The 14,809-nt window shown below is 47.2% G+C and carries 7 protein-coding genes and 1 rRNA gene; 1 reads left to right on the top strand and 7 read right to left on the bottom strand.

The annotated features are described in order from the left end of the window. Positions 1 to 80 precede the first annotated feature (80 nt). From L6475_RS03290 to pulA, 3 genes are all read right to left on the bottom strand, one after another. Positions 81 to 1,610 (bottom strand): 16S ribosomal RNA (locus L6475_RS03290). An 822-nt stretch (positions 1,611 to 2,432) separates the two neighbouring features. Beyond that, positions 2,433 to 4,343, bottom strand: coding sequence for a glycoside hydrolase family 13 protein (locus tag L6475_RS03285; protein ID WP_237822470.1), 1,911 nt, complete (start codon positions 4,341 to 4,343; stop codon positions 2,433 to 2,435). Between the two features lie 28 nt (positions 4,344 to 4,371). Further along, positions 4,372 to 6,321 carry a type I pullulanase gene (gene pulA, locus L6475_RS03280; protein ID WP_255777598.1) on the bottom strand — a complete coding sequence of 650 codons (1,950 nt, stop codon included), beginning with the start codon at positions 6,319 to 6,321 and terminating at the stop codon, positions 4,372 to 4,374. Between the two features lie 191 nt (positions 6,322 to 6,512). Between pulA and L6475_RS03275 the strand changes: the two genes are divergently transcribed. Then, entirely contained in the window at positions 6,513 to 7,430 is a 918-nt protein-coding gene (locus tag L6475_RS03275) for an endonuclease/exonuclease/phosphatase family protein (protein ID WP_237822468.1), read from the top strand. 74 nt (positions 7,431 to 7,504) lie between these two features. Here the strand turns inward: L6475_RS03275 and L6475_RS03270 are convergent, their stop codons facing one another. The 4 genes from L6475_RS03270 to L6475_RS03255 all read right to left on the bottom strand — a co-directional run bounded on the left by L6475_RS03270 (position 7,505) and on the right by L6475_RS03255 (position 14,721). Beyond that, the gene (locus tag L6475_RS03270; protein ID WP_237822466.1) at positions 7,505 to 9,724 is read right to left on the bottom strand and encodes a glycoside hydrolase family 97 protein; all 2,220 of its coding nucleotides are present in this window, start codon (positions 9,722 to 9,724) and stop codon (positions 7,505 to 7,507) included. A 165-nt stretch (positions 9,725 to 9,889) separates the two neighbouring features. Further along, on the bottom strand, positions 9,890 to 12,334 hold the full coding sequence (locus tag L6475_RS03265) for a 4-alpha-glucanotransferase (protein ID WP_237822463.1): 2,445 nt from the start codon (positions 12,332 to 12,334) through the stop codon (positions 9,890 to 9,892). 19 nt (positions 12,335 to 12,353) lie between these two features. Beyond that, complete coding sequence (locus L6475_RS03260) at positions 12,354 to 13,676, bottom strand: MFS transporter (protein ID WP_237822461.1); 1,323 nt, start codon at positions 13,674 to 13,676, stop codon at positions 12,354 to 12,356. A 19-nt stretch (positions 13,677 to 13,695) separates the two neighbouring features. Next, positions 13,696 to 14,721 carry a LacI family DNA-binding transcriptional regulator gene (locus L6475_RS03255; RefSeq protein WP_237822459.1) on the bottom strand — a complete coding sequence of 342 codons (1,026 nt, stop codon included), beginning with the start codon at positions 14,719 to 14,721 and terminating at the stop codon, positions 13,696 to 13,698. Between the last annotated feature and the right edge of the window lie 88 nt (positions 14,722 to 14,809).

Below are 14,809 nucleotides of genomic sequence, written 5' to 3'. Positions count from 1 at the left end.
TTTTTCTCTATTCTTTATTAAACAGTTGTGTAGTAAAGAAGCACTGGGGTTATCAAACCACTGTATAGCGTCCTCTCCAGAAAGGAGGTGTTCCAGCCGCACCTTCCGGTACGGCTACCTTGTTACGACTTAGCCCCAATTACCAGTTTCGCTCTAGGCCGATCCTCGCGGTCACGGACTTCAAGCGCCCCCGGCTTTCATGGCTTGACGGGCGGTGTGTACAAGGCCCGGGAACGTATTCACCGCGCCATGGCTGATGCGCGATTACTAGCGAATCCAGCTTCATGGGGTCGGGTTGCAGACCCCAATCCGAACTGAGGATGACTTTAAGGATTGGATCGTCCTTGCGGACGACCGGCTCTCTGTATCACCCATTGTAACACGTGTGTAGCCCCGGACGTAAGGGCCGTGCTGATTTGACGTCATCCCCACCTTCCTCACACCTTACGGTGGCAGTATCACCAGAGTGCCCAGCATCACCTGATGGCAACTAATGAAAAGGGTTGCGCTCGTTATGGCACTTAAGCCGACACCTCACGGCACGAGCTGACGACAACCATGCAGCACCTCCACAGGAGCCCCGAAGGGCCTCATCATCTCTGAATCGTTCTCCTGCAGTTCAAGCCCGGGTAAGGTTCCTCGCGTATCATCGAATTAAACCACATGTTCCTCCGCTTGTGCGGGCCCCCGTCAATTCCTTTGAGTTTCACCGTTGCCGGCGTACTCCCCAGGTGGGATGCTTAACGCTTTCGCTTGGCCGCTTACTGTATATCGCAAACAGCGGGCATCCATCGTTTACCGTGCGGACTACCAGGGTATCTAATCCTGTTCGATACCCGCACTTTCGAGCTTTAGCGTCAGTTAAGGACTCGGAGGCTGCCTTCGCAATCGGGGTTCTTCGTGATATCTAAGCATTTCACCGCTACACCACAAATTCCGCCTCCGTCGTACTCACTCAAGAAAACCAGTTCGCGACGCACTTCCACGGTTGAGCCGCGGCATTTCACGTCACGCTTAATCTCCGGCCTGCGCTCCCTTTAAACCCAATAAATCCGGATAACGCCCGGACCTTCCGTATTACCGCGGCTGCTGGCACGGAATTAGCCGGTCCTTATTCTTCAGGTACATACAAAAAGGCACACGTGCCTCACTTTATTCCCTGACAAAAGCAGTTTACAACCCATAGGGCCGTCATCCTGCACGCTACTTGGCTGGTTCAGACTTCCGTCCATTGACCAATATTCCTCACTGCTGCCTCCCGTAGGAGTTTGGACCGTGTCTCAGTTCCAATGTGGGGGACCTTCCTCTCAGAACCCCTACTGATCGTGGGCTTGGTGGGCCGTTACCCCGCCAACAACCTAATCAGACGCATCCCCATCCCTTAGCGGAAAACCTTTGGTTCAAATCAGATGCCTTCAATGAACAACATAGGGTATTAATCCGACTTTCGCCGGGCTATTCCCTACTAGGGGGAAGGTTGGATACGCGTTACTCACCCGTGCGCCGGTCGCCATCATCGGTTGCAAGCAACCAACATGCTGCCCCTCGACTTGCATGTGTTAAGCCTGTAGCTAGCGTTCATCCTGAGCCAGGATCAAACTCTTCATTGTAAAATTTGTATCTCTAGAACCAGTACCACTAGTGTAACTAGTAGAACTAGTATCTCTTACTCTGTCTCAGAACAACTATCCAGTAATTCATTCAAGAATTTAACGGTTTGACTTTTGTTACCCAAGTACTTATAAAAGTACTCGCTTCTTGTACTACTTCACTGTCTATGTAAATCTTTCAAAGAACTCTTTCTTAGTCGCTCGTGAGGAGGTGTTCCTCGTAAGCGGATGCAAAGGTACGAATTTTTCTCAAACCACCAAAACTTTTCAATAAAAAATTTGAGAGAAAGTGCATTTTTTACCCCTGATTTGATATATGTCAATTCAAGGAAAAGGGCATACCTTTTATATATTATGCGCGCGTGGAAAGAAGAAGACTCTCCCCCAACCCCTCCCTGTGAGGGAGGGGAGTGAATAGAAAGGCCATCTACAATTCTCAGATATTATTCTAACAAGCTCGGTTATTATTCTAACAATTCTCGGATATTATTCCACCAAAATTAGTTTTGGAGAGAAAGAAACGAAGAACTGGGGCGGAACAGAACTCATGTTGGACCGCAAAAGAAAGCACGCTGAAATAAATTATAGCTAAAATTCGGAAAATTATAGCTATAATCGCGGAAATTATAGCTATAATTTATTTTAGAGTATATCGCGCTGCTGGCAAAGAGAACAAGAACCGGGACGTAACAGAACGGCTATCGAGCTGCAACAGAAATAAGGCTGAAATAAATTTTGGCCATTATTCATTGAATTTTGGCCAAAATTTGAAAAATAATGGCCAAAATTTATTTTAGCATATCAAGCAATAGAGTTCAAGAATTAAAAAGCAAGGACCAAAGATTGACGTGGTTTCAACTGAATAGAACGTGAAAGATCATAGTAACGGTTGGTCAGCACGTCTTTGGCACGTTTGGTAGTTCCAATGACCTCGGCATAACGTTTCACATCCAGCACAGCCGGTTTGGTTGTTCCGTTAAGAATAGTCATAGAAGTACGTCCTTCATACTGACGGGCAATGACATAAATGCCCTGATGAGGAATGAACTGAATCTGCTTGCCTTTTGAGATGAGCGGATTTCCCTTACGCCAATGAAGGAGTCGGCTGAGCCAGGAGAACATCTGCTGCTCGACCCTTGTACGGCCTTCCTTGGTAAAAGCACTATGGTCATCGCCGGGGAAGCCTCCGGGGAAGTCCTTTCGGACATTACCATCCGTGATGCTCTTTGTGCCGTTCATCATAATCTCAGTACCATAGTACAGTTGAGGTATCCTATTGACAGTGAGCAACAAAGCCATGGCCTGTTTCAAGGCCAACGAATCGCATCCATCACCCAAGAAGCGGTCAGTATCGTGATTGTCGATAAAGGCCATGACAGAAGAAGGGTTCGGATAGAGATAGTCGTAAACGAACGAGTTATACAACCTGTTGAAGCCACGCCACCATCCATCGGTCTCTTCATGTTTGCAGGAGTCGAGTGCCTCTTGGAACGAGAAGTCCATCACAGTTTTCAGATAGGAATTCTGATCGCTCAGTTTTGAGTCTTTCTGCCATGCAGCAGTATAAGCGGGTACTGTGACCCATGTTTCGCCAACGGTGTTGAAGTTCGGATACTCCTCGTCGAGTTCTTTCATCCATTGAGCCATCGGTTCACGATAGGCATAGGGATAGGTATCCATTCGAATACCATCAATGCCAGCTGTCTCTATCCACCAGATAGAATTCTGAATGAGGTATCGCATCAGGTGCTGATTGCGCTGGTTTAGGTCGGGCATGGTTGACACGAACCATCCTTCAACGGTTTCACGCTTATCCACTTCCGATGCATAAGGATCCATTACGGGCGTCAGCTTATAACTGGTTTGCAAGAAGTCTGTGCCGCGCGAATCACTGGTACCGTACGACTGTTTCAGCCAGTCAGAGAGATTGAACCAATCCTTTGAAGGCATGTCGGCCACCCAGGGGTGCTCAAATCCGCAGTGATTGAAAATCATGTCCATCACCACTTTCAGTCCCTTGGCATGTGCATCGTCGATAAGTTGGCGATAATCGGCATTCGAGCCGAAACGAGGATCCACTCTGTAGTAGTCGGTAGTAGCGTAGCCATGATAGGTGCTATAGCCGAAATCATTGTCGGGCGAGTTGTTTTCAAGGATAGGAGTAAACCATAAGGCAGTGACTCCCAGTTCGTTGAAATAATCAAGATGCTCGCGCAGTCCCTCCAGATCGCCGCCATGACGCAGTGAAGGTGCGGTACGGTCCTCACGATAAGTTTGCATGCCTTTTATCTGTGGATTGTGATGCGAACCTTGAGCGAAGCGGTCGGGCATGAGCAGATAGAGTACATCACTGATATCGAAACCTTTACGCTGACTTCCCTCCATCTCGCGTGCCTTCAGCAGATAGTCAACTTTCACGGGTTTTCCCTTTTCCACTTTGAAGCTGAGCGTCATTGTTCCGGGCTTAGCATTCTTCAGGTTCATGTAAACAAGAAGATAGTTGGGCGAATCAAGTCGCACCAGACTATCAATCGCTACGCCGGGATAGTCGGTAGTCACCTCTTGTACGTTGCGGATGCCTTTGCCATACACCATCAACTGCACCTGCGGATTCTTCATACCAACGAACCAGTCGGTGGGGTCGATACGGTCAACAGTGACCTTTGTCGTTTTTGCTGCGCTCATCGTCATCATTGGTGCCACGAAGGCGATTAGTAATAGAATACGTTTCATTTAATATCTGGATATTAAGGTTTCATTATTAATTATGTATTATCAATGCCGACTGCGGCGACACGGTGACAGTATTGCCTTCAACGGCAGATATTCCTCTGTAAGCCAGCGATATAACGCCATTGGCACAGACCACAGTATATTTTCCTTCAGGCACGGCAATCTGTTGTTCCTGACGGGTAGAATTCAGTACGACAATGATATCGCGCCATCTGTCACGTCCGGCAAAATTCTTCAAGCGATAAGCCACCACGCCTTCGGGAGCGTCAAGGAACTCCAAGTGCTTGCGCACCAGATCGGCACTTCCCAATCGGAAAGCGGGGTGTTGCTTACGCAGTTGGATGAGTCCCTTATAATACTGGAACACTTGAGGATAACGCAGTTTGTTCTGCCAGTCGAGCTGGTTGATAGAGTCGGGCGATTCATAAGAATTATGGACGCCCTTCTTACTGCGGAGCAGTTCCTCACCCGAGAGCATAAAGGGCACACCCTGAGAAGTGAACACTGCTGTCTGTGCCAACAGGTCGAGACGAATCAGTTCTTCATCGGTAATACCAGGAATGCTGGCACGAAGACGGTCAACCAGACACATATCGTCATGACAAGACACATAACTCATCATCTGTGTAGGATCCATAGCGTAAGGCTTTGAAGAATAGTTCACCTTTGAATAGTCTATCTGAGGATGAGCTATCATTCCGGCGATACCGGCCTTGAGACTTTCCGTCTCCTTATTATTATAAGAGCCGCCCAACCATCCACACTTGGTGTCGTCGCTAAACGGTCCGCGCAGGGCATCACGAATATCATCGCTGAAAGCTGCGATGCCCGGCATCTGAGGAATGTTGGCTTTCATGCCCAACTGGTTGTTAGGCAATGCGCAACCGCCAGCACTCCAACCTTCGCCATAGATGAAGATAGTAGGATCAATCTCATCGAGTGCCTTGCGTATGGCATTCATCGTTGCAATATCATGAACGCCCATCAAGTCAAAACGGAATCCGTCAATATGATACTCATTCACCCAATACTTCACGCTCTCTATCATGAAACGGCGCATCATCGGCTGCTCAGAAGCAGTCTCATTGCCACATCCTGAGCCATTGCTGTAATAGCCTTCGGGTGTCTTGCGATAATAGTAATCGGGATAGGTGCGCTGGAAATTGGAATGGTCGATATCGAAGGTATGATTATACACGACGTCCAGAATCACGGCAATTCCGGCTTTGTGCAGGCTCTCCACCATCTGTTTGAACTCACTGATGCGACAGGCCGGGTCGTAGGGATTGGTAGAATATCCGCCCTCTGGCACATTATAGTTCACCGGGTCATATCCCCAGTTGTACTGTGGCTGAGAAAGACGGGTCTCGTCAACAGAACCATAGTCATAACTTGGCAGGATATGAACAGCATTAACGCCAAGGTCTCTCAGATGCTGAACAGCCCATGGTTCTGTCAATGCAAGATACTTGCCTGGATACTTCGATTCGCGGCGAGCCACAGAGAAATCACGATGGTGCATCTCATAGACCACCAGATCGGCAGGCGACTTGATAACAGGACGCCGCTTGTCCCACTCCTTACTGCCCGGGAATGTCTTAAGAATGGCGCCACGCTTACCATTCACGCCCACAGCCTTAGCAAAAACACCCGGTGTTTCTCCCTTGCCCATGTCAAAGGTATAGAAACGCCCTGCCAAGTCACCTTTCACTGCCACTTGCCACAAGTCCTTACCTACGTGCCGCATTTTGATAGTTTTCTGGGCCTTTCCACCTTCCCCATCCTTATAGATACGCACCAAAACCTGTTTGACACCATCGGGTGCAAACAGTTTGAATACCGTCTCGACAGGTGAATAAGTCATCTCGTCGAAAAAGAAAGACTCACACGAAGGCTTCACCTCTTCACCCGATACATGAGCGGAGAGGTTGCAAGGCAAGAGAGCCAGCATGATTCCTGCTATAAGAAGTGTTTTCATTAGGTTTATTGTTATTGATTTGCTATGGCTGCAAAGATACAAAATATTATTAAATATGTATTTCCTTTCAGCAAACGAAAAGCTTATTAAACGCGCAAACGTTTGCTATTCCTCTATTTACACAATAACCATCCACCTATAGTCGTTATTATCAAGAGTACAAACTTTAAACTACAACAATTACAGTAATAATGAAAAGAACTATTTTACTCATTGCTCTGGGCCTGATGTTTATATCCGGTATGGCCCAATCCCTCTACGTGGGCAGTTACAACATCCGCTATCAGAATGAAGGGGATGCCCAGAAAGGCAATTCATGGCAACAACGATGCCCCGTGATTTGCGGACAATTAAACTTTGAGCATCCCGACATTTTCGGTGCTCAGGAAGTACTGGCAGGCCAATTGCATGATATGATTCAGCAATTGGATGGCTACGACTATATTGGTGTAGGTCGTGATGATGGCAAGGAGAAGGGAGAATATGCGGCTATTCTCTACGACACAAAGAAGATAAAACTACTTGACAATGGTCATTTCTGGCTTTCGGAGACACCAGAGAAGCCAGGTTTGGGATGGGATGCCGCCTGCACCCGTATCTGTACATGGGGACATTTCAAGGATCGCACAACCAAACTACGCTTTTACTTTTTCAACCTTCACATGGATCACGTAGGACGAGTAGCACGTCGCGAGGCTGCCAAACTGGTGGTAGAACGTATCCGCGCCATCACGCAGAAAAAGAACGATCCCGTTATACTGACAGGCGACTTCAATGTTGACCAAAACGACGAGATTTATACCATCTTCACCGAATCGGGCATACTGAAAGACAGCTACGAGCATGCCCGTCTGCGTTTTGCTGAGAATGGAACGTTCAACAGTTTCGACTCAGACCTGAAAACAGAAAGCCGCATTGACCATGTGTTCGTTTCACCACAGCTGACGGTTGACCGCTATGGCATCTTGACCAACTGCTACTGGAAAGCAACCGACCAATCGGCTATCACGCAGAAAGGAGAGCATGCTCCTCAAGAAATCAATTTTAGCAAGTATGAACGAAGACTACCTTCTGACCACTATCCTGTATTCGTTCATCTGAAAAGATAAAAAACTCGCTTTTTAAATAGGATACAAAAAAAAATCGGAGCAACTTGCCATTGCTCCGATTTTTTATGTCCATATTAGAGAGCCTTCAAGCTCACGGCAAATCCACCGCCAGGAGCCTCAGTCAGTTTCAACACATCATTCTTTTTCACCACCTTCTTAGTGATTACATACGCCTGCGGATTCTTCTCATAGTGAGCATCCTTGGCATCCTGATAGATGGTACACTCATACTTACGGCCTTTATCAAGGAAGTCGAGTTTCACATTGACCTTATGTCCGTCCTCATTGCACTTTCCTCCTACAAACCAATTGTCGGTGCCCTTTGCCTTACGGGCTACAGTGATATAGCGAGCAGGCTCAGCCTCCAGATAGCGAGAGTCATCCCAGTCGCATGCCACATCCTTAATAAACTGGAAGGCATCCAGGAAACGCTCATAATTCTCAGGCAGGTCGGCAGCCATCTGCAAAGGAGAATACATAGTAAGATATAGAGCGAGTGAACCGCAAAGGGTGATACGAGCCCATGAAGGATTGCTGCTCCACTCTGACAGTCTGGTGACGAAGATACCGGGAGTATAGTCCATCGGACCGCCCTGCAAACGGGTGAAAGGAAGAATACAGGTGTGATTAGGATTAGAACCGCCGAAAGCCTCGTATTCAGTTCCACGTGCGCTCTCGCCGCCCACCAAATTGGGATAGGTGCGGCAAATACCTGTAGGACGTGTTGCCTCATGACTGTTCACCATGATATGATGCTTGGCAGCCTCCTTGATGACATACAGGTAGTGATTGTTCATAGACTGTGAATAGTGGTGATCGCCACGGGGAATCATATCGCCCACATAACCAGTTTTCACAGCATCATAACCGTATTTGTTCATCAGTTCGAAAGCCTCCTTTATGTGGCGCTCATAGTTTTGGGTAGAGCTGCTCGTTTCATGGTGCATCAGAATCTTCACACCTTTGGAATGGGCATACTCATTCAAGGCCTTAAGATCGAAATCGGGGTATGGAGTCACGAAATCGAACACATCGCGTTTCCACATGTTGGCCCAGTCTTCCCAACCTACGTTCCATCCCTCAACCAGCACTTGGTCAAGACCATGTTCGGCAGCGAAATCAATATAGCGGCGCACTTTCTCATTGTTAGCACCATGACGACCGTTAGGCTTCACCTTTGTCCAGTCGATATTGTCGAGATGAATGCTGGGAAATTCGTCGGTATAGTTCCAGGAGCTCTTACCCACAATCATCTCCCACCACACGCCACAATACTTGGTGGGATGAATCCAACTGGTATCCTCAATCTTACAGGGTTCGTTCAAGTTCAGAATCAGGTTAGACGACAACATATCGCGTGCATCATCGCTGACCATCACCGTGCGCCAAGGAGTTTCGCAAGGAGTCTGCATGCAACCTTTCAGTCCTGTGGCATCGGGTGTGAGATGACTCACAAACGTGTAGGGCTCGGGCAAAGAATAGTTAGAAGGTTGAGGGTTGGGCGTATAGGCATTGGTACCTCCACCCAGTTTTGTGGTAAGATGTTTAGTTTCTGCATCAACCAGTTCAAGGTGCATAGTAGCATAGTCCAGACAGGCTGCCTCATGAATATTGATATAGAGGCCATCGTCTGATTTCATCTGCAACGATGTCTGCACACCTGTTTCAGAGAAAGGAGCCACACTGGAGTTACCCCAGTTCACGGCATCGTGCATGCGAGCACGGATTTCTGAAAGACGGGTTTCCTGGGTCACCTGCTCCTGCGTATCGTAGTCGCCGGGAAGCCACCATGCAGTATGATTGCCAGCCATACGGAACTCAGAACGTTCGTCTTTAATCAGGAAATAGTTCAGGTTTCGCTGCTGTGGAAATTCGTATCGGAAACCAATACCATCATCATAGACACGGAAACGGATAGCGATGGTGCGCTGCTCTTTGGATTGTGTCAAGGTAGCGACATACTCATTGTAGTGATTACGGATGTCGCGTGTCTCACCCCAAACAGGTTGCCAGGTTTCATCGAAAGTCGAGGTAGCCTCACTCTGCAACTGAAAGCCTTCCATCAAATCGGTCTCATCGTACCCTTTTGAGGCATGCTTGTCCTTGGCCAGTTCCAATCCTAAACGCGACTGGAGAACTACCGGACGACCTTTGTACGACATTTCGTAGGTGGGACGTCCCTTGGCATCGAGCGAGAAGTTTAACACGATGTTGCCGTTGGGCGATTTCACCTCACCTGCCATTACCATCAGCGGCATCATCAGCAGGCCCAATAACAAGTTTCTTTTTCTCATTACTAAAAATTACTTACGGTTGTTTTTTACTTTTATATTACTTACAATATTTAATAAAATTATTACTACCTGTTTCTTTAAACTGCTCCGAGCTACATTTTATTGTGTATGCTCGGAGCAGTTGACGTGTTTTTGAAACAATAGTATAGAGTAAAAAAGGTATGTTTATTTTCGACCGCTGTTCACAATCAGTTCTGTAACAGTATTATTGAATTCGTTGGAAGCCATAAGCTGTTCGATACTGATGTGCATACGGTAGCGCCAATAATGTCGCGGATTGGCCGGAATATTGATACGCTCTGCATCAGCCTCCGGCAAACGGAGTCCCTCGTCAATTGACATCCAGTCTTGCAATGAAACCAGACACAACATAGAAGGTGAGGTAAGGTGGCGCGAAACAATATCCTTAGCCAACCATCCTGGCAGTGGATGAGGAGCAGGCCCTTCACGATGGAGCATCATGCCGTAGTAAGCCTGTGTCTGATCCCAGTCTTCATCCCACCATTGTCTGAGCGTAGCCATGTCGTGAGTAGAGATGGTATCGACCGAACGGTATGGATTACGCTTCAGTTTTCCGAAACGCAATGAGGGGTCTTTCGGCATGGACTGTATCTCAAGAGAAAGAATACGCAAATCGTGCATCACCCAAGCCACGCAATCAGGAACCATACCTAAGTCCTCTGCACAGCAAAGCATACGGGTGGCCTGTGTAAGACGAGGCAGTTTTTTCATAGCCTCCTCATACCAGAATTGATTGTTGCGACGATAGAAATAGTCGTTGTACATATCCCAGAACCGCTGCTGCTCATCGCCGGGCAAGTTACGGAATGCCTCTAATTTAGGTGCATTGATACGTGGATGCCACATATTCTTCTGTTTATGATCCTCGAGATAGAATTCCTGACGGAAAGGCAGATGCCAGCGATTCTCTATCTCATCGACACTCATCGGTACAGAAGGTTGGAACTGACCATACAATCCACTCTTTTCGGGCATAGGGATTTCCCATATTCGGAAGAAGCCCAATACATGATCAATACGATATGCATCGAAATACTCTTGCATCTTACGGAAACGGCGCACCCACCACTGACATCCGTCACGCAACATTTCGTCCCAGTTGTAAGTGGGGAATCCCCAGTTCTGACCGTCCTCAGCAAAAGCATCGGGTGGTGCACCAGCCTGACCATTCAGATTGAAATAGCGTGGTTCAACCCAAGCCTCAACACCATCACGAGATATACCTATAGGAATATCGCCTTTCAGTATCACCTTATTCTTACGCGCATACGCATGGGCTGAGCGCATCTGCTGATCAAGATTAAACTGAACGAAGTACCAGAACTCACGTGCAGCGAGAGAGGCTTTGTCGTCAGTATGCTCGGTATATTTTGCATCACTACCCCACTTGGCAAATTCCGGAGTACCGTATTTATCACGATTCACACAGAATTGGGCATAGGGTTCAAGCCATTCCTTGTTCTGTTCAAAGAAATCCTTAAAGGCTTTGGTACGCTTCACGCGTGCCCATTCCTGTTTGAACAATGCTTTCAGATAGTCCATCTTAGCCTTAAACACACGCTCATAGTCTATCTGAGGAAGGGCATTCAGTTCAATTCGAAGCGCTTCGAATTGCTGTCTGAGCGACTCGTCTTTCAACTGAGGGAGTTGTCGTAAATCAGTATATTGCGGATGTAAGGCATAGATACTGATACTATTGTATGGATAACTATCCTGCCAAGTTCCTGTCATATTGGTATCGTTGATGGGCAATACCTGAAGAATACGCTGACGGGTCTTTGCACACCAGTCAACCATGAGCTTCAAGTCGCCGAAATCGCCCACGCCGAAACTACCTTCACTGCGCAATGAGAACACAGGCACAACCGTTCCTGCTCCCTTCCAAGGATAGATAGTGAAATATGCTTGGGGGAGCTCATAGACAACCACCTCGTTTCCCTCAATATCAGGAAGTTGGACACAACGGTTCATGGAATTTTCCCAAAGGGCTACAGACTCGTTCTCGATATTACGGACAACGAACTTAAACTCAAACCATCCGGGCAGACGATCGGCATCCAGACTGACCACCCACTCGTTACACTCGTGTTCAGTCATGGGCAATGCACGTTTCACATCCCAAGCACCCAGATATTCGGGAGCACCTACCAACACCAAATACTCGCCTGCGCGCAACTGTGGAGCCCGCACTTTCAGTCGAATGGTCCGTGCAAACTCAGTTCCGGCACTGAGTGCACGCTTGCGATTGGCCACGCACTCAGTAAAGGCGGAAGAATAGAGGTAACTGTCTTCGGGAATGTCAAGCCAGTGATCATAGACGGTGTAATGAGTTCCACGAACGGCTGCAAATTCCAAGCGGTGAGGCTCTGCAAGCCATTCGTGGCGCAGTTCCTGCTGGTCGTTACATACACTATAATAATAGTCAATAAAAGTACCTGTCTTGGCCGAACGTGTCATTTCAAGCACCCAATGCTCTCCGTCAGCGCTGGTCATCTCATAGTTCTCTACCGGCTTTCCATTATCGACGACCACCAGTTTCAGTCGCTCTCCATAAGAGGTGCGATAGTCAAGGTTAAACTGAATATTCATATTGTATAGTAGTTTGTTATTATTTCTTAGCTTTGATTGCAAACACACACAGGGTGCCGATAAACAAGCTGACACCAGCTACGAACATCATGTTGTACTGATGACTGCCAACCAGTGAGAGTATGGTACCACCTAAAAGAGCGGCAATAATCTGAGGAATACAGATGGTACAGTTGAACAGGCCCAGATAAGCGCCCATGTGTCCATAGCCCTGCAAGGCATTGGTGACCAATGCAAAAGGCATAGCCAACATAGCAGCCCATGCGCATCCAATGAGCAGGAACGGGACGAACAATAGGTATTGGTCGGTAACGAAGGGTACAAGGATAAAGCCTACGGCGCCCAACAAGAGGCTGAAAGCATAGGCTATCTTCATATTGCGGAACTGTGGCAGTACCATTGCCCATAGTACAGCACCCAGCGTTTGAACGCCAAACACAATTCCGGTCCAGTTGCCTGCAGCCTGATATCCTTCGGAAGTAACATCGGTAGTTCCCCATACAGTATCACCAATGGTTCCTGTGGTATAGTTCCACATATACAGGAAGGCAGCCCAGCAGAAGAACTGCACCAAGCCGACCTGCCAAAAGGCAACAGGCGCTTTCTTCAACAATGAAAGCCATCCGGCACTATCTTCTTTTCGCTCTTCATTTTCAGAATCGAGAGTAAAGCTTTCGTTATACTCAGCATATTCTTTCGGATTCCACTCCTTCACTTTTGCTGTGGTATAAAGAACACAAAGAATAAGGATAATTGCTCCGATATAGAAAGAATAGATAACCGAATCGGGAACAACACCAGCCTCAGCAGTATTGGCGATGCCTACTGCAGTAAACAGGAAAGGAAAAACAAAACCTACCAGTCCGCCGGCATTGCAAAGAAACGACTGGATGGAATAAGCCTTGGCTTTCTGCTGCTCGTTCACCATATCGCCTACAAGCATTTTAAACGGTTGCATAGCCATGTTGATACTGGTGTCAAGAAGCATCAAGGCACAGGCGCCAAACCAAAGAGCTGCACCGACGGTAAGGCCCAACGAACCAGCATTGGGCAGAAGGAACATCACCAAGACAGCGGCAGCAGCGCCTACAAAAAGATAAGGAATACGACGACCGAAGCGAGTCCATGTCTTATCGCTCATCGTACCCACAATCGGTTGTACAAGCATACCCATCAGCGGCGGCAGAACCCAAAAGAAACTTAAAGTATGCGGATCGGCCCCAAGAGTGGCAAAGATTCTGGAAATATTGGCATTCTGAAGCGAATAAGCAATCTGAACGCCAAAAAAACCGAAGCTCAAATTCCAGAGCTTCCAAAAACTTAAATCCGGTTTTTGTTTCATATCGTCTTTTTTTTTACATTTATCGAGTAGTACCTCTTATTATAAGGCGCGTGCGAACGACACGCTTTTCAACTTTTTCCTTAGGAATTCGTCCTTCAACATGGCCCAACAATATATCGACAGCCTCTTCACCCACTTTTCTACCATGCTGTTCAATAGTGGTAAGCATCGGTTCACAGGACACAGCTCGTATTCCATTAGAGAAACCGCATATAGAGACATCCTCCGGCACACGCAGTCCCATTCGCTTCACCGTATAGAGAATGCCGAGAGCTGTATCATCGTTCACAGCAAAGAAAGCATCGGGATAAGGAGTATCGTTAAACATGTCGGGGGTAATCATCTCTGCATCATGACGATTGTCACAAATACGAGTAAGATGCTCATCAAAAGGCAGACCATGTTTCAGCAAGGCATCTTTATAACCATTGAAACGATTCTTGGCAATTTCAAGATTCATCTGCGAGCCATAATAAGCGATACGCCTGCAACCAGTCTGAATAAGATAGCTCACAGCATTATAGGCAGCCATATAGTCATCGACCACCACCCTACTGGCATCTACGCCTGTACAGATGCGATCGTAGAACACCAAAGGAACACCCGCATCAATCAAACGCCGGAAATGACTATAATCCTGAGTATTTTTAGCCTGAGAAACAATAATGCCACACACCTTGTTTTCAAAAAACGACTGGCATAATTGCACTTCACGCTCATAATGTTCCATACTCTGTGCAACCATTATACGATAGCCTCTGGCCGATGCTTCCTCCTCTATTCCAGCGAGAATCGTAGAGAAAAAGTAATGAACAAGTTCAGGAATAATCACCCCAATGGTTTTCACAGGCTGCACACGACTATGCCTCAGCGATTCAGCCAACATATTCGGCGTAAAATTATGCTCACGCGCATATTGCTGCACCACTTGCCGACGTTCCTTTGAAATACGAGGATTATCTTGCAAAGCTCGTGATACAGTAGCCACACTAATGCCCAATGCTTGGGCTATGTCTTTCATTGTCAGTGGAGCAGATTCTTTCATCTCAGGGTTTACAGTTTTAAGCTATTGACATTGCAAAGATAGTAATAAACACAAATTTGTATTCAATAACCTTTATAATTATTAAACA

It is taken from the genome of Prevotella sp. E9-3 (assembly GCF_022024015.1).
GTDB lineage: Bacteria > Bacteroidota > Bacteroidia > Bacteroidales > Bacteroidaceae > Prevotella.
Note: the sequence above shows the minus strand (reverse complement) of the source record. Positions and strands in the feature narration are given on the sequence as shown.